Source organism: Cupriavidus phytohabitans, assembly GCF_000426345.1.
GTDB lineage: Bacteria > Pseudomonadota > Gammaproteobacteria > Burkholderiales > Burkholderiaceae > Cupriavidus.
In genome coordinates, this window is the sequence record NZ_AUFE01000025.1 from 37,629 (window position 1) to 60,199 (window position 22,571).

Annotated in this window: 24 protein-coding genes; 15 read left to right on the forward strand and 9 right to left on the reverse strand. The window is 67.4% G+C overall.

Going from position 1 to position 22,571, the window contains the following annotated elements:
• Positions 1-3: 3 nt before the first annotated feature.
• The 3 genes from K309_RS0118790 to mpl are packed head-to-tail and all read right to left on the reverse strand — an operon-like array spanning position 4 to position 2,673.
• The gene (locus tag K309_RS0118790) at positions 4-657 is read right to left on the reverse strand and encodes a chorismate--pyruvate lyase family protein (protein ID WP_029047864.1); all 654 of its coding nucleotides are present in this window, start codon (positions 655-657) and stop codon (positions 4-6) included.
• Positions 654-1,277 (reverse strand): YqiA/YcfP family alpha/beta fold hydrolase, encoded by a 624-nt coding sequence (locus tag K309_RS0118795; RefSeq protein ID WP_029047865.1) that lies wholly within the window; start codon positions 1,275-1,277, stop codon positions 654-656. Before K309_RS0118795 ends, K309_RS0118790 begins: the two co-directional genes overlap by 4 nt.
• A gap of 16 nt (positions 1,278-1,293) precedes the next feature.
• Positions 1,294-2,673 carry a UDP-N-acetylmuramate:L-alanyl-gamma-D-glutamyl-meso-diaminopimelate ligase gene (mpl, locus tag K309_RS0118800; RefSeq protein WP_029047866.1) on the reverse strand — a complete coding sequence of 460 codons (1,380 nt, stop codon included), beginning with the start codon at positions 2,671-2,673 and terminating at the stop codon, positions 1,294-1,296.
• Between the two features lie 202 nt (positions 2,674-2,875).
• On the opposite strand from mpl, the gene K309_RS0118805 reads away from it, so the two are divergent.
• From K309_RS0118805 to K309_RS0118850, 10 genes are all read left to right on the forward strand, one after another.
• The gene (locus K309_RS0118805; RefSeq protein ID WP_029047867.1) at positions 2,876-3,577 is read left to right on the forward strand and encodes a hypothetical protein; all 702 of its coding nucleotides are present in this window, start codon (positions 2,876-2,878) and stop codon (positions 3,575-3,577) included.
• A 50-nt stretch (positions 3,578-3,627) separates the two neighbouring features.
• Positions 3,628-4,176: a TlpA family protein disulfide reductase gene (locus K309_RS0118810; protein ID WP_029047868.1), complete on the forward strand. Its 549-nt coding sequence runs from the start codon at positions 3,628-3,630 to the stop codon at positions 4,174-4,176.
• Positions 4,177-4,384: 208 nt separating this feature from the next.
• Positions 4,385-4,882, forward strand: coding sequence for a type II 3-dehydroquinate dehydratase (aroQ, locus tag K309_RS0118815; protein WP_029047869.1), 498 nt, complete (start codon positions 4,385-4,387; stop codon positions 4,880-4,882).
• 167 nt (positions 4,883-5,049) lie between these two features.
• Entirely contained in the window at positions 5,050-5,511 is a 462-nt protein-coding gene (gene accB, locus K309_RS0118820; RefSeq protein ID WP_029047870.1) for an acetyl-CoA carboxylase biotin carboxyl carrier protein, read from the forward strand.
• Positions 5,512-5,777: 266 nt separating this feature from the next.
• A complete protein-coding gene (gene accC, locus K309_RS0118825; protein ID WP_029047871.1) occupies positions 5,778-7,130 on the forward strand; it encodes an acetyl-CoA carboxylase biotin carboxylase subunit in 1,353 nt (450 codons plus the stop codon).
• 54 nt (positions 7,131-7,184) lie between these two features.
• A complete protein-coding gene (gene prmA, locus K309_RS0118830; protein WP_029047872.1) occupies positions 7,185-8,078 on the forward strand; it encodes a 50S ribosomal protein L11 methyltransferase in 894 nt (297 codons plus the stop codon).
• Between the two features lie 9 nt (positions 8,079-8,087).
• Positions 8,088-9,923, forward strand: a complete 1,836-nt coding sequence (locus tag K309_RS0118835) for a DUF3426 domain-containing protein (protein ID WP_029047873.1) — start codon at positions 8,088-8,090, stop codon at positions 9,921-9,923.
• A gap of 122 nt (positions 9,924-10,045) precedes the next feature.
• Entirely contained in the window at positions 10,046-10,546 is a 501-nt protein-coding gene (gene tpx / locus K309_RS0118840; RefSeq protein WP_029047874.1) for a thiol peroxidase, read from the forward strand.
• A 98-nt stretch (positions 10,547-10,644) separates the two neighbouring features.
• A complete protein-coding gene (locus K309_RS0118845; protein ID WP_029047875.1) occupies positions 10,645-11,592 on the forward strand; it encodes a carbohydrate kinase family protein in 948 nt (315 codons plus the stop codon).
• A gap of 35 nt (positions 11,593-11,627) precedes the next feature.
• On the forward strand, positions 11,628-12,095 hold the full coding sequence (locus K309_RS0118850) for an outer membrane lipoprotein (RefSeq protein WP_029047876.1): 468 nt from the start codon (positions 11,628-11,630) through the stop codon (positions 12,093-12,095).
• Positions 12,096-12,337: 242 nt separating this feature from the next.
• On the opposite strand, the gene K309_RS0118855 is transcribed toward K309_RS0118850, so the two are convergent.
• Together K309_RS0118855 and K309_RS41750 are read right to left on the reverse strand one after the other, a co-directional pair.
• On the reverse strand, positions 12,338-12,916 hold the full coding sequence (locus tag K309_RS0118855; protein WP_029047877.1) for a histone H1-like DNA-binding protein: 579 nt from the start codon (positions 12,914-12,916) through the stop codon (positions 12,338-12,340).
• 397 nt (positions 12,917-13,313) lie between these two features.
• Positions 13,314-13,466: a hypothetical protein gene (locus K309_RS41750; RefSeq protein WP_156914394.1), complete on the reverse strand. Its 153-nt coding sequence runs from the start codon at positions 13,464-13,466 to the stop codon at positions 13,314-13,316.
• 1,094 nt (positions 13,467-14,560) lie between these two features.
• Here K309_RS41750 and K309_RS0118870 point away from each other — a divergent pair.
• A complete protein-coding gene (locus tag K309_RS0118870; RefSeq protein ID WP_029047878.1) occupies positions 14,561-15,046 on the forward strand; it encodes a DUF2147 domain-containing protein in 486 nt (161 codons plus the stop codon).
• 121 nt (positions 15,047-15,167) lie between these two features.
• Here K309_RS0118870 and K309_RS0118875 read toward each other — a convergent pair whose 3' ends face one another.
• Together K309_RS0118875 and K309_RS0118880 are read right to left on the reverse strand one after the other, a co-directional pair.
• A complete protein-coding gene (locus tag K309_RS0118875; protein WP_029047879.1) occupies positions 15,168-17,273 on the reverse strand; it encodes a TonB-dependent receptor in 2,106 nt (701 codons plus the stop codon).
• Between the two features lie 167 nt (positions 17,274-17,440).
• Positions 17,441-18,322 (reverse strand): LysR family transcriptional regulator, encoded by an 882-nt coding sequence (locus K309_RS0118880; RefSeq protein WP_029047880.1) that lies wholly within the window; start codon positions 18,320-18,322, stop codon positions 17,441-17,443.
• A 142-nt stretch (positions 18,323-18,464) separates the two neighbouring features.
• Here K309_RS0118880 and K309_RS0118885 point away from each other — a divergent pair, with 142 nt between their 5' ends.
• A complete protein-coding gene (locus K309_RS0118885; RefSeq protein ID WP_029047881.1) occupies positions 18,465-18,857 on the forward strand; it encodes a tautomerase family protein in 393 nt (130 codons plus the stop codon).
• A gap of 167 nt (positions 18,858-19,024) precedes the next feature.
• A complete protein-coding gene (locus K309_RS0118890) occupies positions 19,025-19,858 on the forward strand; it encodes an aldo/keto reductase (protein ID WP_029047882.1) in 834 nt (277 codons plus the stop codon).
• A gap of 19 nt (positions 19,859-19,877) precedes the next feature.
• Here K309_RS0118890 and K309_RS0118895 read toward each other — a convergent pair whose 3' ends face one another.
• Entirely contained in the window at positions 19,878-20,291 is a 414-nt protein-coding gene (locus K309_RS0118895) for a hypothetical protein (protein WP_029047883.1), read from the reverse strand.
• Positions 20,292-20,480: 189 nt separating this feature from the next.
• Between K309_RS0118895 and K309_RS0118900 the strand changes: the two genes are divergently transcribed.
• Together K309_RS0118900 and K309_RS0118905 are read left to right on the forward strand one after the other, a co-directional pair.
• Positions 20,481-21,059 (forward strand): BPSL1445 family SYLF domain-containing lipoprotein, encoded by a 579-nt coding sequence (locus tag K309_RS0118900; RefSeq protein ID WP_029047884.1) that lies wholly within the window; start codon positions 20,481-20,483, stop codon positions 21,057-21,059.
• Between the two features lie 105 nt (positions 21,060-21,164).
• Positions 21,165-22,064 carry a recombination-associated protein RdgC gene (locus K309_RS0118905; protein ID WP_029047885.1) on the forward strand — a complete coding sequence of 300 codons (900 nt, stop codon included), beginning with the start codon at positions 21,165-21,167 and terminating at the stop codon, positions 22,062-22,064.
• A gap of 35 nt (positions 22,065-22,099) precedes the next feature.
• Here the strand turns inward: K309_RS0118905 and K309_RS0118910 are convergent, their stop codons facing one another.
• Positions 22,100-22,552 (reverse strand): thioesterase family protein, encoded by a 453-nt coding sequence (locus tag K309_RS0118910; RefSeq protein ID WP_029047886.1) that lies wholly within the window; start codon positions 22,550-22,552, stop codon positions 22,100-22,102.
• Positions 22,553-22,571: the final 19 nt, after the last annotated feature.

A 22,571-nucleotide genomic window follows, 5' to 3' on the forward strand; every position in this document is an offset into this window, starting at 1 on the left:
TCGTTATCTCTTGATTTCGGTAGTGTGTGAAGTGACGGGGCCGCGGTCTGTGGTGCGCCGGAACATCGGTAGCGCAATCGCCTTGGTCCCCGGGGCTGGCCGTGCCAGCAGGTCAGGCAAGAAGACCTCTGTCACGAGCATGACGCCGTCGCCGCGCCGGAACACGGAGCGCCGCGCAGGCAGCATGGGCAGCGGCGCCATCACCGGCAGCACGCGCTGCAGCGCCTGGCGCAAGGGATGGTGCGGCAGCAGCCGCGCGAACTGGAACGGGTCGCGCGTCACCGCCGGATCGATAAACAGCCGACCGCCCAGCGGGCGCGCGCCCAGCCCCCGCAGGAACGGCCAGTCGCGCCGTGCATGGCGCAGGCGCACCACGGTGTGGGCAAAGACGGCGGGAGTATCGTCGCAGATCAGCAGCACTTCGCGCGTCAGCGCCGGGACGCGGTCATGCTGGCCCAGCACCTGCCATTCATCGGCCAGCGGCCGCAACGGGCGCTGCAGCAACTGCGCCACGCGAAAGCGCCCGGACGCGGCCACCAGCCGCGCCGTCAGCGAACCGTCGTCGCCGGTCACCCAGCGCCGCAGGTTGGGCGTGATCGCCGCATCGAAAGCCAGGTGCGAACTCCAGCCGCAGCGGCGCGCAGACTGCGCGCTCATGCCGCGCCCGCGCCAGCCGGCACCTCGGGCACCTTGCCGCCGGGGCCGTAGCCGCAGAAGGCGAGCACGTCGTCGACGTAGTCGGCAAATTCGCTGATGCCGTGGTCGCTGCCCTCGATCACGCGGATGTTCGCGCCTGGGCAGGCGGCCACCATTTCCCGGTAGTCCAGTACCTCGTCGCCGGTGGCGGCGAGCAGGTAATAGCGTTCAGGGCGGGTGATGGCAGCCACACGCAGCTCGAGCAACTCCTGCAGGTGGCGGCGCTCGACCGTGACCGAGCCACCGCCGTGCCAGAGCGGTTGCTCGCCCAGGTACTGCTCCAGGTCGGTCCACGGATGGATCGCCGGGTTCAGCAGCACGGTCTTGCAGCCGTGGCGTTCGCCGAGCCAGCGGGCATAGAAGCCGCCCAGCGACGAGCCCATGATGGCGACTTCCTGGTCGCCGCCAGCCCGGGCGGCGCGGATGGTGGCCTCGGCCTGGGCGATCGCCAGCGCCGGCGAGACATTGAGCTCCGGGCAGGCGTAGTAGCGCCCTACGCCCCACTCGCGCATGCGCTCCTGCACCAGCCGCGCCTTGAACGACTGCGGTGAGGAGCGGAATCCGTGCAGGTACAGCAGCATGGCGGTCCCTTCCGGCTCAGGCTGCCGCGGCCAGCGCGTCCAGCAGTTTCTGGTGCACGCCGCCGAAGCCGCCGTTGCTCATTACCAGCACGTGGTCGCCCGGCCGCGCCGCGGCGCGCACGGCCTGCACCAGCGCCCCCAGGTCCTGGAACGCGGTTGCCTTGTCGCCCAGCGGCGCCAGCGATTCGGCCAGGTCCCAGCCCAGCGCGTCCTTGCCGGCCGGGGCGCCGTAGCCGAACACCAGGTCGGCCTGCTCCAGGCTGGCCGGCAGCTGGGCTTTCATCACGCCCAGCTTCATGGTGTTCGAGCGCGGCTCCAGCACCGCCAGGATGCGGGCATCGCCGACGCGGCGGCGCAGCCCTTCCAGCGTGGTCTGGATCGCGGTCGGGTGGTGGGCGAAGTCATCGTAGACGGTCACGCCGCCGACCTCGCCGCGTACTTCCATGCGGCGCTTGACGTTGGCGAAGCGCGACAGCGAGGCGATCGCCTGCTCCGCCGGCACGCCCACGTGGCGCGCCGCCGCGATTGCCGCCAGCGCGTTCATGCGGTTGTGCGTGCCCTGCAGGTCCCACACCACGGTGCCGACCACGGCGCCGCCAAACCAGACGTCGAAGGCATCCTTGCCCGGCCGCGCGGTGTGGGCGGCATCGCTCTCGCGCCAGTCGCCCACGCCGAACTGTTCGACTTCGCTCCAGCAACCGCGCTCGAGCACGCGCGCCAGGCTTTCCTCGACGCCGTTGACGATGAGGCGGCCCTGGCCCGGCACGGTTCGGACCAGGTGGTGGAACTGCGTCTCGATCGCCGCGAGATCCGGGAAGATGTCGGCGTGATCGTATTCCAGGTTGTTCAGGATCGCGGTGCGCGGGCGGTAATGCACGAACTTGCTGCGCTTGTCGAAGAACGCGGTGTCGTACTCGTCGGCCTCGATCACGAAGAAGTCGGATTCGGTCACTCGCGCCGAGATGCCAAAGTTCTGCGGCACGCCGCCCACCAGGAAGCCCGGGTTGTAGCCGGCATCCTCCAGGATCCAGGCCAGCATCGACGTGGTGGTGGTCTTGCCGTGCGTGCCGGCCACCGCCAGCACCCATTTGCGCGCCAGCACGTGCTCGCCCAGCCATTGCGGGCCCGACACATAAGGCAGGTTGCGATCGAGGATGGCTTCCATCAGCGGATTACCGCGCGACACCACGTTGCCGATCACGAAGAGGTCTGGCTCCAGCGCCAGCTGGGCGGGGTCGAAGCCTTCGATCAGCTCGATGCCCTGCGCTTCCAGCTGGGTGCTCATCGGCGGATAGACATTGGCATCGCAGCCGGTGACGCGATGGCCGGCCTGCTTGGCCAGCACCGCCAGGCCGCCCATGAAGGTGCCGCAGATGCCAAGGATATGAATATGCATGGGTTCCCGGGAAGACATGAAGCCCGCAGGCTTGGGGGACTCGGCACCCGGCGCTCGCGCGGCGGCAGCGTGGCCGCATGGTGATGGCAGGCCGGGCAGGAAGCCTTCGATTGTACCCGAGCGCCGGCGGCGTTCGCTGCACCGCCGCACCCGCGCTTGCCTGCCCCACAGCGCCCCGGCTGCGCTCCGGTATCATGGGGCAATGAGCCGACGTACCCCGCCCGACCCCAACCGCCTGCGCGAGGAAATCGCCCAGGCCGCCGCCCGTATGATCGCCGAGGACGGCGCCGACTATGCCACCGCCAAGCGCAAGGCCGCCCGCCAGGTGCTGGGCGAACAGCGCGTGCCCGGCGAATGGCTGCCCGATAACGACCAGGTCGAGGCCGAAGTGCGTGCCTACCAGGCGCTGTTCCATGGCGACACCCAGCCGCGCGTGCTGGCCCTGCTGCGCCGCGTGGCGCTGCTGACCATGGAGGACCTGGCGCCGTTCCGGCCCTACCTCGTGGGCGCCGTGCTGAACGGCACGGCCACCGAGCACTCGGATATCTATCTGCAGTGCTTCTGCGACAGCGCCAAGGACGCCACGCTGCACCTGCTGAACGCCGGGGTCGACTTCGAAACCAGCGAAAGCCGTCACTTCGGGGGCCGCGCCGATGTGGAGACCCTGAGCTTCCTGTGGAAGGGCCAGTGGCCCGAGCGCCGCGAGGCCCGGCAGCTGGCCGGCGAGGTGCGCGCGGAACTGGGCGTGCCCGTTGGCATCCATATTGCACTGTATGATGCCGTCGACGAACGCGGCGCCGTGCGTGCCGATGCTTCCGGACGGCTCGCTCGCGCGGACCTGCAGGCAGTACGCGCGCTGATCGGCGAAGATGCCGGCACCGGCCCGGCCGGAAACGCGGCCTGAAAGCCTGATCGGCTACGCTGCCTACTAATGCTCAACAGCCCAGCTCGCCCATGACCGACACTGTCACTTCGCCCGTCCGCCGTTCCCGCCTCTGGCTGTGGATCGGGGTTGCCGTCGTCGCCTGCGCCGCTGGAGCGCTTGCCGGCCACTTCGTGTTCTCCCCCAAGCCCGCGAACGACCAGGCGGTGGAGGCGTTCTTCCAGACGCGGCTGCCGGACCCTGCCGGCACCGAGCTTGACCTGGGCAAGCTGCGCGGCAAGACGCTGGTGGTGAATTTCTGGGCACCGTGGTGCGGCCCCTGCGTGGAAGAAATGCCCGAGCTGACCGCGCTGCACGAGGAATACAGGAACCGGCAAGTCGAGTTTGTCGGCATCGGTATCGATTCAGCCAGCAATATTCAGCAGTTCACCCGTAAGGTACCAGTCGCCTATCCGCTCGCGGTGGCAGGCTTTGCCGGCACGGAGCTGTCGCGCAACTTTGGCAACAGCGCCGGCGGCCTGCCCTATACCGTGGTCATCAACCCCGACGGCACCGTCAAGTACCGCAAGATGGGCCGCGTCACCGCGGAAGAGCTGCGCGCAGTGCTGCCGCGCACCTGAGGACGCAGTGGAGTAAGTTCTTTCGGTATCTCCGGTCAATTTCGGATTTCTCGCACGATTTATTCCGTTTTCAGGCCGGGAGACTGAGAAAGTGCCGAAAGCGCCGCCGAATCGCCCGAACGCCCCGGGAGCCTTGTATCCCGCGCTAGACAAATCCCTCTAAGCTACGGTAATCTCCGCGCAATTTCGTTGATCTGGTCGAGCCGCCGTGACTGCAACCCGCTCCATCCGTCGCTCAGCCCGCTACCGCAAGGTGCTGGTCCTCCATGGGCCTAACCTGAACCTGCTGGGTACGCGCGAGCCGGAGACCTACGGGCATACCACCCTCGCCGATATCGACGCAGCGCTGGCCGATCATGCATCAAAGGCCGGTATTTCCCTGGCTTCGTTCCAGTCCAACCATGAGGGGGAACTGGTCGACCGCATCCACGCCGCGCGCGCGGAAGGCGTCGATTTCATCATCATCAACCCGGCGGCTTACACGCATACCAGCGTGGCCCTGCGCGATGCGCTGGCCGGCGTGGCCATCCCGTTCGTGGAGGTCCACCTGTCCAACGTGCACCGCCGCGAGAGCTTCCGTCACCACTCCTATTTCTCCGACGTGGCTGTCGGGGTGATCTGTGGGCTGGGTTGGCAGGGATACCTGCTGGCACTCGACTATGCGCTCGCCCAGGAACAGCCGTCGCCAGGGAGCCCGGGGCGCTGACCCCTGCCAGAATTTTTTGACGAACCTGCGCGCGCCGCCTGGCGGTCCGCGCCCGTTGCGCGTGCTGCGGCACGGCGGGCGCGGCTCCGTGGTGGACGCCACAACGATTTCTTCCGCCGCAGCCCAGCGGGCAGCGGCCGGACAACCTGATTCAGGAGGATAAGAAGATGGACCTGCGCAAGCTGAAGACGCTCATCGACCTGGTGGCCGAATCCGGCATCTCCGAGCTGGAAGTCACCGAAGGCGACGGCAAGGTACGCATCGTCAAGCAACCGCCGCAAATCGTCGCCGCGCCGATGGCCATGCCGCAGCTGCAGGCGCTGCCGGCCACGCCGGCCGCTGCCCCGGTCGGGTCCGCCGCCCCGGCCGCCGAGCCGGTTGCGCAGCTGCCCGCTGGCCACATCGTGACCTCGCCGATGGTGGGCACCTTCTACCGCGCTCCGTCGCCGGGCGCCGCCCCATTCGTCAATGTCGGCGATTCGGTCAAGGAAGGCCAGACCGTCTGCATCATCGAAGCCATGAAGCTGCTCAACGAGATCGAGTGCGACAAGGCCGGCGTCATCAAGGAAATCCTGGTCGAGAACGGCCAGGCTGTCGAATACGGCCAGCCGCTGTTCGTCATCGGCTGAACCTGAATGGCATGCCGCGCCCAGCGCTGCGTGCGGCCGCCAACGTGGCCGCAAGCACGGCACCGGCGCGGCCCTCTACGGCGTTTCAGGACGCCAGGGACGTGTGGGCATCGCAACACGTTCCGTGCAGTTCCATGCAGTTCCGCGCGTTAATGTGGCGCGTCGGCCAGGCGGCCCAGCGGCCCAGCGGCCAGCCTGACGGCCGCGCGCCCGATGTGCCATGGCGGCACGCAGCGGGACCGCTCCCGTTCTCGCAGAGAGAGACCATGTTTGAAAAAATTCTGATCGCGAACCGCGGCGAAATCGCACTTCGCATCCAGCGCGCCTGCCGCGAACTGGGCATCAAGACGGTGGTGGTGTACTCCGAGGCCGACAAGGAGGCCAAGTACGTGCGCCTGGCCGACGAAGCCGTCTGCATCGGCCCGGCCCCGTCGCCGCAGTCATACCTGAACATGCCGGCCATCATCTCGGCCGCCGAAGTGACCGATGCGCAGGCTATCCACCCGGGCTACGGCTTCCTGTCGGAGAACGCCGACTTCGCCGAGCGCGTGGAAAAATCCGGCTTCGTCTTCATCGGCCCGACCGCCGACAGCATCCGCCTGATGGGCGACAAGGTCTCGGCCAAGCAGGCCATGATCAAGGCGGGCGTGCCGTGCGTGCCGGGCTCGGACGGCGCCCTGCCAGACGACCCCAAGGAAATCCTGGCGACCGCGCGCCGCGTGGGCTACCCGGTGATCATCAAGGCCGCCGGCGGCGGCGGTGGCCGCGGCATGCGCGTGGTGCACACCGAGGCCGCGCTGCTCAACGCCGTCAACATGACACGCGAGGAAGCCGGCCGCGCCTTCGGCAATCCCGAGGTCTACATGGAGAAGTTCCTGGAGAATCCGCGCCACGTGGAGATCCAGATCCTGGCCGACCAGCACAAGCAGGCAATCTGGCTGGGCGAGCGCGACTGCTCGATGCAGCGCCGCCACCAGAAGGTGATCGAGGAAGCCCCGGCGCCGCATATCCCGCGCCGCCTGATCGAGCGCATCGGCGACCGTTGCGCCGAGGCCTGCAAGAAGATGGGCTACCGCGGCGCCGGCACCTTCGAATTCCTGTATGAGAACAATGAGTTCTACTTCATCGAGATGAACACCCGTGTGCAGGTCGAGCATCCGGTCACCGAGATGATCACGGGCATCGACATCGTGCAGGAACAGATCCGCATCGCTTTCGGCGAGAAGCTGCGTTTCCGCCAGAAGGATGTGCAGTTCCGCGGCCACGCGATCGAATGCCGCGTGAACGCCGAGGACCCGTTCAAGTTCATCCCGTCGCCCGGCCGTATCACCGCCTGGCACATGCCGGGGGGCCCCGGTGTACGCGTGGACTCGCACGCGTATGATGGCTACTTCGTGCCGCCCAACTACGATTCGATGATCGGCAAGATCATCACTTACGGCGCCACGCGCGAGCAGGCCATCGCCCGCATGCGCATCGCGCTGTCCGAAATGGTTGTGGACGGTATCCAGACCAATGTTCCGTTGCACCGAGAGCTGATGATGGACGCGAACTTCGTCGAAGGCGGCACCAGCATCCATTATCTTGAGCATCGCCTGGCGGAGCGCGCTAAGGCCTGAGTAACGTTACCCCGACGTTACCCGCAACACACACGCAGCAAGCAAGGGAAGCCCGTGGCATTTCAGGAATGTGTGATCGAAGTGGCGCAGGATCAGGCCGAAGCCTGGTCCGAGGCCCTGTTCGACCTCGGTGCGCTGTCGGTCTCGGTGGAAGACGCCGATGCCGATACGCCCGATGAGCAACCGCTTTTCGGCGAGCCCGGGCTCGAACCCAAGCAACTCGCGTGGAACCGCTCGCGCGTGGTGGCGCTGTTCGGCGACGATGCCGATCCCGCCGTGGTGGTGGCCGCTGCCGCCAACCAGCTTGGCATCGATCCGGTGCCGGCCTACGAACTGCGCGCTGTGGAAGACCAGGACTGGGTGCGCCTGACGCAATCGCAGTTCGAGCCGATCCGCATCGGCGAGCGCATCTGGGTGGTGCCGTCGTGGCATGACGCGCCCGAGCCCGACGCGGTGGTGCTGGAGCTGGATCCCGGCCTGGCCTTCGGCACCGGCAGCCATCCGACCACGCGGCTGTGCATGCAGTGGCTGGAGCAACACGTGGTGCCGGGCGAGACCGTGCTCGACTATGGCTGCGGCTCTGGCATCCTGGCGATCGTCGCGCGCAAGCTCGGCGCGGGCGCTACCGTCGGCATCGACATCGATCCCAACGCCGTGGAAGCCTCGCGCTACAACGCCGAGCGCAACCAGGTCGAGGCGTCATTCGCGCTGCCCGAGTCGGTGTCGGAAGCCACCTATGACCTGGTGGTCGCCAATATCCTGTCGAACCCGCTCAAGCTGATGGCCGCCATGCTCAGCGCCCGCGTGCGCCCCGGCGGCCGGCTGGTGCTGTCCGGCGTGCTGGAGCGCCAGGCGGAGGAAGTTGCCGCCGCCTATGCGCCGTGGCTGCCGCTGACGGTATGGCGCGCCGAGGAAGGCTGGGTGTGCCTGCACGGCACCCGTCCCTGATCTGCACAGATGGCCGCCGTCAAGCTCGTCACGCGCTGCCCGGCCTGCCGCACCGCCTTCCGGCTGGTCGCCGACCAGCTGCGCCTGCGCCAGGGGCTGGTGCGTTGCGGCCACTGCGAAACGGTGTTCGATGCACGCGAACACCTGATTGAAATCCCCTTGCCGGCGGGCAGCGCCACGCCGCCGGCACCCGGCGTAACGGCAACGGCCACGCCGCCGGCGGCCACACCCGCACCGGCAGCTGAAGCTCCGCGCCCCGGCGAGTCCGCCGCGGCACCGCAGCCTGCGCCCTCCACGCAATTTACGCCCACCATCGATCCCGGCTATGACGTGCCGGCGCTGGACGCGCCTACCATGCTCATGACCTCGCCCGAGGACCTCGATGTCCCGGCACCGGCCGAGGTGGACGTGCATGAGGACGAGATCGAACGTGCGCTGCGCGAGGCCAACGAGGCCGTCGCCCAGCGCGACGCGCGCGATGCGGAGCGGCAAGCCGACGTCGAGCCCGAGTCGCAGCTGACGCCTGCGGCGCAGACCGCGCCGGAAGCGGAACCCGCGGCGGAGCCGGAGCCGGAGCCGGAGCCGGAGCCGGAGCCGGAGCCGGAGCCGGAGCCGGAGCCGGAGCCGGAGCCGGAGCCGGAGCCGAAGGCAGAAGCAGAAGCAGAGGCAGAAGCAGAAGCAGAAGCAGAAGCAGAGGCAGAGGCAGAAGCAGAGGCAGAGGCAGAGGCAGAGGCAGAGGCAGAAGCAGAAGCAGAACCAGAACCCGAAGCGCTGCCTGAACCGGAGCGCGAAGCGACGCCCGGCGCAGAAGCCACCGCCACGCACGCGGCACCGCAGCCGGCCGCACCGCAAGCTGCAGCGCCGGCATGGCCCGCGCTGAACCACAACGCACTCGATCATCCTGCGCTCGATGAGCCGGCACGGATCGGCAAGACTGCCGAAACCGAAGCGGAGGCGGTAGCAAAAGCGGAAGCGCCTGCGCCCCAGCCAGGCGGTGTGCCCGCACCCGCGGCCATCCCGAGTGCCAGCGAATTCCTGCGCGCCGCGTCGGCGGATATCGGCCCGCCACCGGCGATCCATCCGTCGCCGGCGGACACGCCCCAGGCTGCCGCCGAGCCATCTCAGAGCGAGGCTGCCGAGCGCACCGACGCCAGCGATGCGCGCGACGGCCGCGACGCCGGGCCCGCGCTCGACACCGGCGGGCCCGCCAGCATCACTGGTGAAGCCGTCGCACGCGAGCAGACCACGCGCCGCTGGACCCGCACGGAAGCTCCGGCCGGCCCGGTCTTCGCTCCCGACTTCCTGCGCCACACCCGCGAACGCGAACGCGAACGCGAGCGCGCCCCCGCGCGCAGCCGCGCGCCGGCGCCGCGTACGCTCTGGTACGTCGCGGCAACGGTGCTCGCGCTGGGCGCGACGGTGCAAGCGGTGTATCTCGCGCGCAGCCCGCTGGCCGGACAGTTCCCGATGCTGCGTCCGGCACTGGAAGCCGCATGCGCCCCGTTCGGCTGCGACGTGCCGCCGTGGCGCGACATCGACGCACTGCGTATCGAGAGTTCGCAGCTGCAGCGGCTCGACGAAGGCGGCGACGCATACATGCTCGCCGTCACGCTGCGCAACCTGGGCCGCGCCACCACCGCGCTGCCCGCGATCGAGCTGGTCATGACGGACCTGCAGGACCAGCTGTTGTTGCGACGTGTGCTGCAACCGGCGGATTACCTGGACCCTTCGCAAAAGGCCTTCGCCACGGAGGGTCTTCGCGCCGGCATGGAGCTGCCGGTTCGGGTACGATTCCGGACGCAGCAGGCGCCATCCAACTACCGCGTGCTGATTTTTTATCCCTGAATTCCGCGGCCTGCCGCCGGACCGAATCCGAGTCCGGCGGCGGGCGGCGCCCCCCCCACCGGGCATTGGCCGGCCAGGCGCCGGAAACTGAACCGGAAACCATCAGACATCAAGGAGTAGACATGAGCAACGTCACCCTCGGCGGCAACCCGATCGAAGTCGCAGGCAAGTTTCCGCAGGCCGGCGACAAGGCGCCCGCCTTCTCGCTGGTCGGCAAGGACCTGAAGGACGTCACGCTGGCCGACTTCGCCGGCAAGCGCAAGGTGCTGAACATCGTCCCGAGCCTGGACACGCCGGTGTGCCAGGCTTCGGCCCGCAAGTTCAACGAGGCCGCTAACGGCCTGGCCAACACCGTCGTGCTGACGATCTCGGCCGACCTGCCGTTCGCGATGGGCCGCTTCTGCACCACCGAAGGCCTGGCCAACGTGGTGACGCTGTCGACGATGCGCGGCGCCGAGTTCAAGGGCAACTACGGTGTGGACATCAAGAGCGGCCCGCTGGCCGGCGTGACTGCGCGCGCGGTGGTGGTGCTCGACGAGAACGACACCGTCAAGTACGCCCAGCTGGTCCCGGAAATCAAGACCGAGCCGGACTACGAAGCCGCCCTGGCCGCGCTGCAGTAACGCGCGCCGCCTGACGGCAGCGGCCGCCCGCGGAACCGGGGCGGCCGTTTTCGCTTTATCTGACCCATACAACCAACAACCTACCACCTGGAGAGAGCATGGCCAGCCTGATCTGCGGCTCCGTCGCCTACGACACCATCATGACGTTCGACGGACGCTTCCGCGAACACATCCTGCCGGACCAGATCCATATGCTGAACGTCTCGTTCCTGGTGCCCGGCATGCGCCGCGAGTTCGGCGGCTGCGCCGGCAACATCGCCTACACGCTGAAGATGCTCGGCGGCGATCCCGTCGTGATGGCCACAGTCGGTACCGACGCCGAACCATACCTGGAGTATCTGCGCAAGCTGGAGATTCCCACCAGCCACATCCGCGTGCTGCCCGAGACCTTCACGGCGCAGGCCATGATCACCACCGACCTGGACAACAACCAGATCACCGCCTTCCACCCTGGCGCAATGAGCCAGTCGCAGCTAAATAATGTCAAGGACGCGCTCGGCGGCGGCAAGGCGCCGGCGCTCGGCATCGTCGCCCCGGACAGCCGCGAAGGCATGCTTCACCACGCGCGCCAGTTCGCCGATGCGGGTGTTCCGTTCATCTTCGACCTGGGCCAGGCAATGCCGCTGTTCAACGGCGAAGACCTGCGGGAGTTCGTTGAACTCGCCAGTTACGTGACAGTCAATGACTACGAGGCGCAGGTCCTGCTGTCCCGTACCGCATGGACCAGTGCGGAGGTTGCCGCCAAGGTCCGTGCCTTCATCGTCACGCACGGCGAGCGCGGCGCCAGCATCCATGCCGATGGTCGGCAGTACGCGATCCCGGCCGTGCAGGCCGAGCGCATCGTGGACCCGACCGGCTGTGGCGACGCCTTCCGTGGCGGCCTGCTCTACGGCATTGAAAACGGTTTAGACTGGGAAACGACCGGCCGCCTGGCTTCGCTGATGGGGTCGGTCAAGATCGCGCAACAGGGTCCGCAGAACCACTGGTTGTCGCGCGAGGAAATCGGCAACCGGTTCCAGTCTGCATTCGGGTACCGCTACGCCTGATCTGCGGCCAGTGCGTGGCTTTTTCGGGATCTGACATGAATCACAAGGTCCGGGGCGGCGCGCTTGCCGTCATTGCCATCGCGGCCCTGGTCGCCGGCTGTGCGACAGAGTCGAACTCCAACAGCGTCTACAGCACCGGCCAGGCGCAGCGCGAGCAGACGGTACGCTATGGCGTGGTCGAGGGGGTACGCGAAGTTGCCATCCAACGCAGCCAGACCGGCGCGGGCACGCTCGCCGGCAGTGCCATCGGCGGCATCGCGGCTGGCAGCACCATCGGCAGTGGCAACGGCGCGGTGGCAGCAGGCATCCTCGGCGCGATACTGGGCGGCATCGCCGGCAGCGCTGCCGAGAACAAGGTCAACGAGCGGCGCGGCCTGGAGATCACCGTGCGCCTGGACAACGGCGAGATGCGTGCGATCACGCAGGAGGCCGACGAGGTCTTCCGCCCGGGCGAGCGCGTGCGGCTGCTGTCCTCAGGCGGCGTCACCCGCGTCACGCACTGAACCGCTGCGCCCGGCCGGGCGCCAGCATGAGAGCGCATCCAGGCGCCGCGCCCGCACGGGCCGCGGCGCTTTTTCTTTGACCGGGCACCAATGAAAAAACCCGCCGGGCCAGCGGCCATCGGCGGGTCTGCAAGACTGGCGTCTTGCTGACCGGATACGCGGTATCCGGTCATGCTGGCACGCACTGCGTGCCGATGTGGTTCCGTACGGAACGCGTAAGGCCCACGCCGTGGCGGCGCAGCTTACGGACGGTTGCCCGTCGGGAACGGCCAGGCAGCGGCCGGGTTCAGCGCGGTCTTGGCAGCCGAAGCGGGAGCAACGGCAGGGGCAGCGGCAGGCTTCGCGGCAGCCTTCCTGGCAGCCGGCTTCTTCGCGGCAGCCTTCTTGGCCGGAGCCTTCTTGGCAGCCGGCTTCTTCGCAGCAGCCTTCTTGGCCGGTGCAGCCTTCTTGGCGGCTACCTTCTTGGTCGCAGCCTTCTTGGCCGGTGCTGCCTTCTTGGCGGCGACCTTCTTCACTGCGGCCTTCTTGGCCGGTGCTGCCTTCTTGGCGGTGACCTTCTTGGCGGCGACCTTCTTGGTTGCAACCTTCTTGGCGGCGACCTTCTTCACCGCGGCCTTCTTGGCGGGGGCCTTCTTGGCCGCAGCCTTCTTCGCCGGCGCAGCCTTCTTGGCAGCGACCTTCTTCACGGCGGCCTTCTTGGCCGGTGCCTTCTTGGCGGCCGGTGCTGCCTTCTTGGCGGCTACCTTCTTGGTTGCGGCCTTCTTGGCGGCCGGCTTGGCGGCCTTCTTAGCCGCCGGCTTTTTCTTTGCAGCAGTTGCCATGGATAACTCCTTCACTAGAGAGTGAATATCGAATGACCTAAGTCAGGCGACCCGACCGACCCGAGGCGCGATACCACAGCGCGTGCCCCAGTCGAGCGAGCGATTCATCGGCGCGCGGACCGACTGCGGCTGCACGCTAATGAATTTGGTTGCAGGCGCACCGCCAGCAGCGGTGACTTCGCGGCAGTTGCGGACCCGCAAGCGGGACCGGGGCACTTGCCGCGCCCTGGAATATTCGATTGGCCCGCCCCGCCAGCTGGGTCGGTGCGCGGCCTGAAAAGAGGAGATATCGGACAGCAGGCCTGCGGTGCGGGCATGGCCTCGCGCACGGCAAGCGGCATTCATTCGGTGGTAGCTGGTCCAACCCGTTAATGGACCAAGGGAGACTGCACGCGTTTTAAGAAGCCGGCTCGGCCAGGTCTGCGTCAAAGTTCTCGTGCTCCTCGGCTACAACCTTCATCACTGCATCGAAGCGCGCATCGCGCTCGTCGTTCCAATCTTGCTTCCTGCTTCTCTGCAATGAAGTGAGACTCTTGTCAAGGCGAATCATAATTCGTTTGCACGATGATGTTAAGAAAAAAGTGCAAAAAAACTTGCCTGCATGCGTTGCTCAAACTAGTTCTCGCGCGCGTCGTCACGAAGACGTTGCCGATGGCATCGCGATGCATCGCTCGCACGCTGGTGCGAAGGCACGCTTCGCACGTTCGCGCACGCGTCGCGGCGCTCCATCCCGACCCGCACGCGCGCAGCTTTTACACACCCGCGCAGCACCTGCTTACAAGCCGCGTAACGCGCATCGAAGGAGCGCGCGCGCCCTGCTGCGCGCCTCATCGCGCTTTCCGAAAAACCGCATGGACAAAGGCTTTGCGGGCGATGTACCGATACGCGCGCAGCCAGCGCAGCAGTGCGCGCGCACGTCAGCGCGCGCGCCGGAAACTGGTGGCACGCTTCGTCGTCTGCATGCGCTACACAGTCGTCAGCGCGCACGCGCAACGCGCGTTTGGCTGACGGCGACGACTCGCGCCACCTACGTCGCGCGAGCACGCCGGACATTCCGTCGAAGAGTGATGCGCGAACGCAACGGTTTGCATCGAAGCAACAGCGCGCGAGCATCAAAGCGTTGCGATTGAGCAAAGCGGCGACGCGCGCGAAGCATCGGGGCAACACTTCGAACGCTTGTCGGAGACAGCTGCGCCGACAGCATCGCGATCGCTGCTCTCATCCATTCGGATGACTCCGATCACGCACCGCAAGCTGCGACGCGCATCGCGCGATGCCAACCGTCGCGCCACGCTACGCAGCGCTTGCCACACGCTTGCCGATCTCCCCTCGAAGGCCCCGCGGTGCGCCGCACGTCCGCTTAGAGGAATGCTTCGGCAGCACGTTCAGCGGCCCGGTTTGCTGCAACACAAAAACCTGCAAACGACGGCCGCATGCGGCTTTGCGGGGAGCGTGCAAGCCGTGCGCTGGAGCCACCGCGGAGCTCGGCGCGGCATGCCGGACGATTGCGGCGCGGCGGCTGCGACAGTAGATTGGCGTGCGCGCCCGCCGCCCGGCCCGCGCCGCTTCGACGCAAGCGGCGGCCGCCGCGCGGTGCATCGCACCGGCCCGCTGCCGGTGGCAACGAACCTCAAAGGAGACATCATGCGCAAACCATCCCACCTCGCCGCTGCCCGTCCGCTGGTGCGTCCGGCATTGCAGGCGGCGGTGCTCGCCGTCACCCTGCTCGGCAGCGCCGGCGCGATGGCGCAGGCCTCGCCCGGCGGCATGTGGAAGACCATCGACGACAGCACCGGCAAGCCGCGGGGGCTGGTAGAGATCAGCGAGAAGAACGGCGTCTACAGCGGACGCCTGGTGAAGACGTTCGTGGAAGGCGACGGCAAGCCCAGGGTCTGCGACAAGTGCACCGACGCGCGCAAGGACCAGCCGCTGATCGGCATGACCATCCTGAGCGGACTGCGCAAGACCGGCGACAACGAGTGGAGCGGCGGCGAGATCCTCGACCCGGAGAACGGCAAGGTCTACAAGAGCAAGATGTCGCTGGCCGAGGACGGCAACAAGCTCAACGTGCGCGGCTTCATCGGCATCAGCCTGATCGGCCGCACCCAGACCTGGGAACGCGAGCACTGAGCGTCGACGGCTCGTGTGACTCAGGGTTTCTCCGCAGCCGCGGGCAACACGCGGCGGCGCGGCTGACGAAAAAAAACCGGGCGGTTCTCACCGCCCGGTTTTTTGTCCTCGATGCTGCGCTTTACATCCGGTACCGCAGCGTCGCCATCACGCTGCGCGGGGCGCCGGGCATGTTCAGGTTGGGGCTGGTGCCGTGCGCCGACACGATGTAGCCCTTGTCGAACAGGTTGTACACGTTCAGCTGCGCCTCGAAGGCGCCGCGGCGGTACCAGGCCATGGCGTCGGCGGTGACGTAGCCGGGCAGCGTCACGGTATTGAGCGGATCGGCATAGCGCGCGCCCACCAGGTTGAGGCCGGCGCCCACGCCGAAGCCGTGGCCCAGGTCCTTGGTCACCCACGCGTTGCCGGAGTGGCGCGGCGTGATGGTGGCGCGCTTGCCCTGCAGCGCGGCGGTGGACTTGGTGATGGTGGCATCCAGGTACGCGTAGCCCGCCAGCACACGCCAGCCGCTGCCCAGCTCGGCCGCGCCGGAGAGTTCGATGCCGTCCGTGCGTTGCTCGCCGATCGGCAGCAGTGCCGTGTTGGTGGCGTTGGCAACCTTGATGTTGCTGCGCTCCAGGCGGAACACCGAAATCGTGGTGCTGGCCTTGCCGTTCAGCCAGTCGTACTTGGCGCCGACTTCGGTGTTGTTGGTGGTCTCCGGCGCCAGGTCGGCGTTGTTGGCCGCCAGCGCAAAGGCCTCGCCCGACGGCTGGAACGACTTGCTCCACGACACGTAGTACGACTGCGCCTTCGACGGCTGCCACACCAGGCCGGCGCGCGGGCTCCAGGCGGTGTCGGTGCGCGACAGGTCGCGCTGGCCGGCGATCCGGTTCCTGGTCTCCTGCTGGAAGTTGTCGTAGCGCACCCCGACCAGCGCCTTCCACTGCTCGCTGAACTTGATCATGTCCTGAGTGTAGAACGCCAGGGTGTCGAACACGCCGAGGTTCGACGTGGTCGGATTGCCCGGCGCCTTCAGCGCCAGCGTCGGCAGCACCGGGTTGAACAGGTCGAACGTGCCCGGCACCGGCTTGGTATTGTTGACCTGGTCCTTGTTCTGTTGCCCGATCTCCATGCCGTACAGGATCTCGTGCTCCATGCCCAGGAAGGTCGCCTTCTGGGTCAGGTCAGTCTGGTTGAACCAGCCATGTTCCTCGCGGCGGACATTGCCGTGGTTCATGGTCAGCGTGCGCGCCGCTTCGTTGACCGCAGCGGTCAGCGTGTTGTTGCGGTCCAGCGAGTAGTGGTAGTAGCGCGTGGCGTTGCGGATCGACCAGTTCTGGTTAAAGCGGTGGTTGATCGTGGCGGTGCCGGAGAACACGCGCGACTGGGAGTAGTCGGCATCGCGCGCATTGGCCGCGCCGTAGTAGCGCGAGGCCGGCACGTCGACCGGGCGGCCCTGGTAGGCCGGGATGCCGAAGTCGGTGACGCGGCGGTCTTCCAGGTAGTCAGCCTGGAACAGCACGGTGGTCTCGGGCGCCACGCGCAGCTCCAGCGACGGCGCGATCGCCTTGCGGTCCAGGAACTGCTGCGAGCGATAGCTGTTGGCCTTCTGCACGGCGCCGGTGATGCGGAACGCGGCAGCGCCGTCGGCGAACACGCGGCCGACGTCGGCCTCGGCGCGGCGGTCGGCCCACATGCCGTAGCTCAGCGCGAAATCGGTGACGTCGATGCCGGGCTTCTTGGTGACGCGGTTGATCAGGCCGCCGGCCGAGCCACGCCCGTACAGCACCGCCGCCGGACCCTTGACCACTTCGACGCGGTCCACGTTGGACAGGTCGCGGAAGTACAGCGCGTCGTCGCGGATACCGTCGACGAACTGGTCGGCGATCGCGGTGAAGCCGCGGATCGAGACCTGGTCGCGCTGGCCGTCGCCATGCGAGAACGACACGCCGGGCACATTCTTCAGCGCGTCCTGCATCGACGTGGCGTGCTGGTCGCGCATCACCTCGGCGGTGACCACGTTGACGGTCTGCGGGATATCGCGCAGCGGTGCTTCGGTCTTGGTCGCGCTGACCGCATTGGGCGGGTTATAGCCGGCGCCCAGTTCCCGACTGACATCGGCCTTGACGGTGACCTCAGGCAGCTGCGCCGCTGCCGCCGGGGTCGCCTGCGACCAGGCTGCCATCGGATGAAAAATGAAGGTCCCCGCCACCGCGGCGCAGATCGGGTGAAGTTTTATTCTCATTTCCCTGTAATCGACTGTAATTTATTCTAAGAAAGCGACGCATTATCAATTACGAGAATGAAGGGGTCAACGAGATTGCGAATTATTCCCATTCAACGCCGCACAGCGTTGTTTTCAGATCGGCGTTGACCGGGAGCAGTACGCTGGTGCCTGACTTGTGAGCCGACTCAGGCCAACTGGTCGGCCAGGACGTTGCGCGCCTCGGCAATGAACGGCGATTCGCTGCGGCGGGCGGGTAGCAGGAAGAACTCCGCTTCGGGCAGGCGCGGCAATCCGAGCCGCGCGACCGTGCCGCCGTCCAGCGGCGCGACACCTGGCCCGATCGCCGATGCATTCAGGCAGGACAGCCCCAGCCCGGCTGCGAGCGCGAGATGCAGGCCCGCCACGCCCGAGGCCGAGTGCGCGACCTCGAACGGCAGGCGCTTGCGCAGCAGCAGCTGCACCACGAACTGGTGCAGCGAGCACGTATCGGGCAGCAGCACCAGCGGCAACGTGGCGGGCAAGGCGTCGGCCTCGCCGGAGGCCGCCACCCAGGCCAGGGCTTCGCGGCGCAGTACCGTGCCCCGCGTGCTCTTGCCTTGTGTATCGCGGCCGCGCGGCAGGCGCATGCTCAGGCCGATATCGAAAGCATCCATCTCGGCGGCGGCATCGATCGCCGCACTCTTCATCACCGTCACGTGCAGCCGCAGGTAGGGATAGCGTTCGCGCAGGCGCCGCAGCATGCCGGCGATCTCGCCGGGGCGGAAGTAATCGGTGACAGCCAGCCGCAGCTCTCCTTCCAGCGCGTGCCCGCGCAACTCCTGCAGCGCCAGTTCGTTCAGTGCGAGGATGCGGCGCGCGTGCTCCAGCAGCCGCGCACCGGCCGGCGTCGGCACTGCGCCGTGCCGCCCGCGCGACAGCAGCGGCACGCCGGCGCGCTCTTCCAGCTTGCGCAGCTGCTCGCTGACCGACGACTGCGACAGAAACAGCCGGGGCGCCGCGGCGGACAGGCTGCCGCTGTCGGCAACGGTGACAAAGGTGCGCAACTGGTCTGTTTCGAATCCACGCATGTCGGGGCTCCAGCAAAGGGGGAAAAAGGCGGCCGCAGTTCCTTCGGCTGATCCGATGGATCGCATCGGATATTCCCGCTTATCCGATAGTACACCGGCTCCTAACATGGCATCACCCACCCACGAAACAAGGAGCACAGCCATGCCCCACATCGTCCTGCAGCTCTCCGGCCAGCCCGATGCCGCCCTCACCCGCCGCAGCGCCGCCGCCATCGCCGACCTGACCGCAAGCGTGCTCGGCAAGAAACGCGACGTGATTGCCATCACCGTCCACTATGTACCGCACGACAACTGGATCATCGGCGGCGTGCCGCTGTCCGGGCAGGACCGCAACGCCTTCCACCTCGATATCAGCGTCACCGACGAGACCAATACCAAGGCCGAAAAGGCGCAGTTCATCCAGGCCGTGTTCGAGACCATGGCGGGCCTGCTCGGCAACCTGCATCCCGTCTCCTATGTGCATGTCATCGATGCCCGCGCGGCGGCGTACGGCTATGGCGGCCGCACGCAGGAGTACCGCCACCAGCAGGGCTGACGCGCGCGGCGAAGGCTACGGCACCATGCTGCGCAACGAGCCCGAGTATTTTGTGACCGGACTGGCCTGAAGCAATCGGGCGGCCCGCCGCTTGTACATTTGATGCGTTGTTAACTAGTGTGGTTGGGTGCAGCCGGCACCCAACCCGGCCAACTGGAATCCGACGCATGAAACAGATCACCCTGCCCGACGGCGAGCGCATTCCCGCGCTCGGCATGGGAACGTGGAACATGGGCGAGACGCCCGCCGCGCGCGCCGAAGAGATCGCCACGCTAAGGCTGGGCCTTGACCTGGGCCTGCGGCTGATCGATACCGCCGAGATGTACGGCGAAGGCCAGTCCGAGGAAATGATCGGCGAGGCCCTGGCCGGGCGGCGCGAAGAGGCCTTCCTGGTCAGCAAGGTCTATCCGTTCAACGCCAGCCGCCGCGGCACCGTGCAGGCGTGCGAGCGCAGCCTGCGGCGGCTGCGCACCGACCGCATCGACCTGTACCTGCTGCACTGGCGCGGCGGCGTGCCGCTGGAAGAAACGGTCACCGCCATGCAGGCGCTGCAGCGCGACGGCAAGATCCGCCACTGGGGCGTGAGCAACCTGGACCTGGCGGACCTGCAGGAGTTGTGGGACGCGCCCGGCGGCGACGGCATGGCCACCAACCAGCTGCTGTACAACCTGGGCCGGCGTGGGATCGAATGGGACCTGCTGCCGTGGCTGCGACAGCGCGGCATCCCGGTGATGGCCTACTCGCCGATCGAGCAGTCGCGGCTGCTGGGCAACCCGGGGCTGAAGCGCTTCGCGCGCGACCACGGCATGACCGCGGCGCAGGCGGCGCTGGCCTGGCTGCTGGCGCAGGACGGCGTCATCGCCATTCCCAAGACCGGCCGGCGCGAGCGCCTGCAGGAGAATATCGGCGCGCTGTCACACCCGTTGTCAGCGGCCCAGCTGGCCGAACTCGACCGCATCTTCCCGCCACCGGACGGGCCAGGGGCGCTGGAGATGCTGTGAGCGCGCCCGCGGCGCGGCGTCAGTTCAGGCGCGACGCATAGCGTTCGCGCTCGACGTAGCGCACCAGGTAGTTGCGCGCCTTGTCGCGGGTATCGGCCGTGACGCGCGCCGCCGCCTGGCGGGCGCTGTTCTTGCCGTGCGACGACGACATCTGTCCGTCCAGGTAGCTGCGGAAGGCGTCGTGCATGGCGTTCAGGTCGGACTGGCACGCGGCCAGCGCCGCATTCGCCACGTCTTTCGACTGGCCCTTGGACGCCAGGTTGTCGTCGGCCTTTTCCTTGACGCAATCCATGTATTTGGCGCGCAGCGACTGCCAGCCGCTGCCGTCGGCGGTCGCGGCAGCGCTGGCGCTATCCCCGGCGGGTCCGGTCGAGGGCTGGGAAGCGCACGCAGCGAGGAGCGCCAGTGGCAGGGCGGTAAGAATTTTCTTCATGCCTTGATGATGCGATGCGGCGGTGCCGCATGGGTGCGTGGTGGTTTCGGGAGCCGTCAAACTGCCACGAATGCGTCGGCGAGGCTACCTTCGTCACAAATGGAAACGCCTCGTCACCACGTGATCTTTTGTCCGAGTGCTTCTGGCGCCTATGCTTCAGAGACGACAACAACACCCAAGGAGACAAGAATGAAGCGTCGAAACTTCCTGACCGCCAGCGCAGGCCTGGCCCTGGGCAGCCTGGCACTGGGTGCCTGTACCACCACACCACCCGACGCGCCGGCCGACAAGGCGGCCCGGCGGCGCGAGCTCGACTCGGGCGTCGATGCCACGCTGTCGCGCCTGTATGGCTCGGTCAACGGCTCGCGCGAACTCGGCAATCGCGCGCGCGGCATCCTGGTGTTCCCCAAGACGTTGTCGGCCGGCTTTATCGTCGGCGGCGAATATGGCGACGGCGCCCTGCGCTCGGGCGGCGCAACGCGCGGCTATTACCGCCTGGTTTCCGGCTCGTTCGGCTGGCAGATCGGCGCGCAGTCCAAGTCAGTGATCCTGATGTTCCTGACGCAGGACGCGTACGACAAGTTCGTACGCAGCTCAGGCTGGACCGCCGGTGTCGATGCCACCGTCGCGCTGGCGACGGTCGGCGCCAGCGGCGTGCTCGACACCAATACCGCGCAGCAGCCGATCGTCGGTTTCGTGATGACCAATGCGGGGCTGATGGCGGGCCTGAGCCTCGAAGGCAGCAAGATCACCCGGCTCGACCTGTAAGCGTCTGGCGCGGCCTTGCGCCGCACGGCAGGACCGCCGTGCGGCTGCATTTTTCGCGGCCACTTGCCGCGAGGGGATAGAATTCGTCCCTTTGGCCGAATTCTCATGTGGTTCAAGAACCTGCAGGTCCATCGTTTCTCCGCCCCGTGGACGTCCGGCGCCGACGAAGTCGAAGCCAGCCTGGCGAAGCACGCCTTCTACCCCGGTACCAGCCTCGAAATGCAGACGCAGGGCTGGGCCTCGCCCCGTGACAACGGCCAGCTGGTCCACGCCGTGGGCCGCCAGATGCTGCTGACGCTACGCACCGAGAAGAAGCTGCTGCCGACCACCGTGGTCAACCAGGTCACGCGCGCACGCGCCGCGGAGATCGAAGAGCAGCAAGGCTACAAGCCGGGCCGCAAGCAGATGAAGGAACTGAAGGAGCAGGTCACCGAGGAACTGCTGCCGCGCGCCTTCAGCATCCGCCGCGACACGCGCGTGTGGATCGACCCGGACAACGGCTGGCTGGCGATCGACGCCGCGGCCGCGGCCAAGGCCGATGAAGTGCGCGGCATGCTGTTCAAGGCGCTGGATCCGCTGCCGCTGGTCAACCTGCATGTCAACCAGTCGCCGGTGGCGGCAATGACCGAATGGCTGGCCGGCGATGCCGCGCCGGGCGGCTTCACCGTCGACCAGGAAATCGAGCTGCAGTCCGGCAGCGAAAGCAAGGCCACCGTGCGCTATGTGCGCCACCCGCTCGATCCCGAAGACCTGCGCCGCCATATTGCCGCGGGCAAGCGCTGCACGCGCCTGGCGATGACGTGGAACGACCGCGTCTCGTTCGTGCTGACCGACGGGCTGGTGGTGAAGAAGGTGGCGCCGCTGGACGTGATCAAGGAACAGGCCGACGGCACCACGCATGACGAAGACGAGCGCTTCGACGCCGATTTCGCCATGATGGCCGGCGAGCTGTCCGGCCTGCTGGGCGACCTGACCGAAGCGCTGGGCGGCGAACGCAAGAGCTGAGGCAGGCGGCGCGCGCTGCCGCAGGCCGGCCCCCATTACGCCGGTTTCGCCACCCAGTTCACCTTGGGGAAACGGCCGGCAAACCCGGCCGGCATCGGCACCACGGTCTTGCCGGCGTAGTCGAAGAACACGAAGCCTGACTTGGCCATGGCGATCAACGCGCCGTCAGCCGGGCGCGTGATGCGGAAGATGATGTCGCCGCCGTACTTGTTGAAGTCCATCACGCCGACCTCGAACAGCAGCTGGTCGCGCGCGTGCGCTTCGTTGCGATACATGGTGGCCAGGTCCGTGACGATGATGCCGAAACCTTCCACCTGGTCCCCCTCGCTGCCGAACTCATAGAGGAAGCGGGCGCGCGCCTCGGAGATCATCGAGATCATCGAATCGTTGGCCAGGTGGTTGGCCGAGTTGATGTCGGTGACGCGCACGGTCAGGTGGGTCGAATAGCAGAACTGGTCGTCGGGAAGGTCGAGTTGAAGACGGGCCATGGCGGCATCGGGCTAAGTG

What these genes read in the sequence shown, in the direction of transcription:
- K309_RS41750 (WP_156914394.1), bottom strand. Translation starts at nt 13,466, where the DNA reads ATGATTCGCCTTGACAAGAGTCTCACTTCATTGCAGAGAAGCAGGAAG.
- K309_RS0118790 (WP_029047864.1), bottom strand. Translation starts at nt 657, where the DNA reads ATGAGCGCGCAGTCTGCGCGCCGCTGCGGCTGGAGTTCGCACCTGGCT.
- mpl (WP_029047866.1), bottom strand. Translation starts at nt 2,673, where the DNA reads ATGCATATTCATATCCTTGGCATCTGCGGCACCTTCATGGGCGGCCTG.
- K309_RS0118910 (WP_029047886.1), bottom strand. Translation starts at nt 22,552, where the DNA reads ATGGCCCGTCTTCAACTCGACCTTCCCGACGACCAGTTCTGCTATTCG.
- accB (WP_029047870.1), top strand. Translation starts at nt 5,050, where the DNA reads ATGGACCTGCGCAAGCTGAAGACGCTCATCGACCTGGTGGCCGAATCC.
- K309_RS0118900 (WP_029047884.1), top strand. Translation starts at nt 20,481, where the DNA reads ATGAAGCGTCGAAACTTCCTGACCGCCAGCGCAGGCCTGGCCCTGGGC.
- K309_RS0118850 (WP_029047876.1), top strand. Translation starts at nt 11,628, where the DNA reads ATGAATCACAAGGTCCGGGGCGGCGCGCTTGCCGTCATTGCCATCGCG.
- K309_RS0118810 (WP_029047868.1), top strand. Translation starts at nt 3,628, where the DNA reads ATGACCGACACTGTCACTTCGCCCGTCCGCCGTTCCCGCCTCTGGCTG.
- K309_RS0118880 (WP_029047880.1), bottom strand. Translation starts at nt 18,322, where the DNA reads ATGCGTGGATTCGAAACAGACCAGTTGCGCACCTTTGTCACCGTTGCC.
- K309_RS0118870 (WP_029047878.1), top strand. Translation starts at nt 14,561, where the DNA reads ATGCGCAAACCATCCCACCTCGCCGCTGCCCGTCCGCTGGTGCGTCCG.
- K309_RS0118885 (WP_029047881.1), top strand. Translation starts at nt 18,465, where the DNA reads ATGCCCCACATCGTCCTGCAGCTCTCCGGCCAGCCCGATGCCGCCCTC.
- K309_RS0118795 (WP_029047865.1), bottom strand. Translation starts at nt 1,277, where the DNA reads ATGCTGCTGTACCTGCACGGATTCCGCTCCTCACCGCAGTCGTTCAAG.
- K309_RS0118835 (WP_029047873.1), top strand. Translation starts at nt 8,088, where the DNA reads ATGGCCGCCGTCAAGCTCGTCACGCGCTGCCCGGCCTGCCGCACCGCC.
- K309_RS0118895 (WP_029047883.1), bottom strand. Translation starts at nt 20,291, where the DNA reads ATGAAGAAAATTCTTACCGCCCTGCCACTGGCGCTCCTCGCTGCGTGC.
- K309_RS0118805 (WP_029047867.1), top strand. Translation starts at nt 2,876, where the DNA reads ATGAGCCGACGTACCCCGCCCGACCCCAACCGCCTGCGCGAGGAAATC.
- K309_RS0118845 (WP_029047875.1), top strand. Translation starts at nt 10,645, where the DNA reads ATGGCCAGCCTGATCTGCGGCTCCGTCGCCTACGACACCATCATGACG.
- accC (WP_029047871.1), top strand. Translation starts at nt 5,778, where the DNA reads ATGTTTGAAAAAATTCTGATCGCGAACCGCGGCGAAATCGCACTTCGC.
- K309_RS0118875 (WP_029047879.1), bottom strand. Translation starts at nt 17,273, where the DNA reads ATGAGAATAAAACTTCACCCGATCTGCGCCGCGGTGGCGGGGACCTTC.
- K309_RS0118890 (WP_029047882.1), top strand. Translation starts at nt 19,025, where the DNA reads ATGAAACAGATCACCCTGCCCGACGGCGAGCGCATTCCCGCGCTCGGC.
- K309_RS0118855 (WP_029047877.1), bottom strand. Translation starts at nt 12,916, where the DNA reads ATGGCAACTGCTGCAAAGAAAAAGCCGGCGGCTAAGAAGGCCGCCAAG.
- tpx (WP_029047874.1), top strand. Translation starts at nt 10,046, where the DNA reads ATGAGCAACGTCACCCTCGGCGGCAACCCGATCGAAGTCGCAGGCAAG.
- K309_RS0118905 (WP_029047885.1), top strand. Translation starts at nt 21,165, where the DNA reads ATGTGGTTCAAGAACCTGCAGGTCCATCGTTTCTCCGCCCCGTGGACG.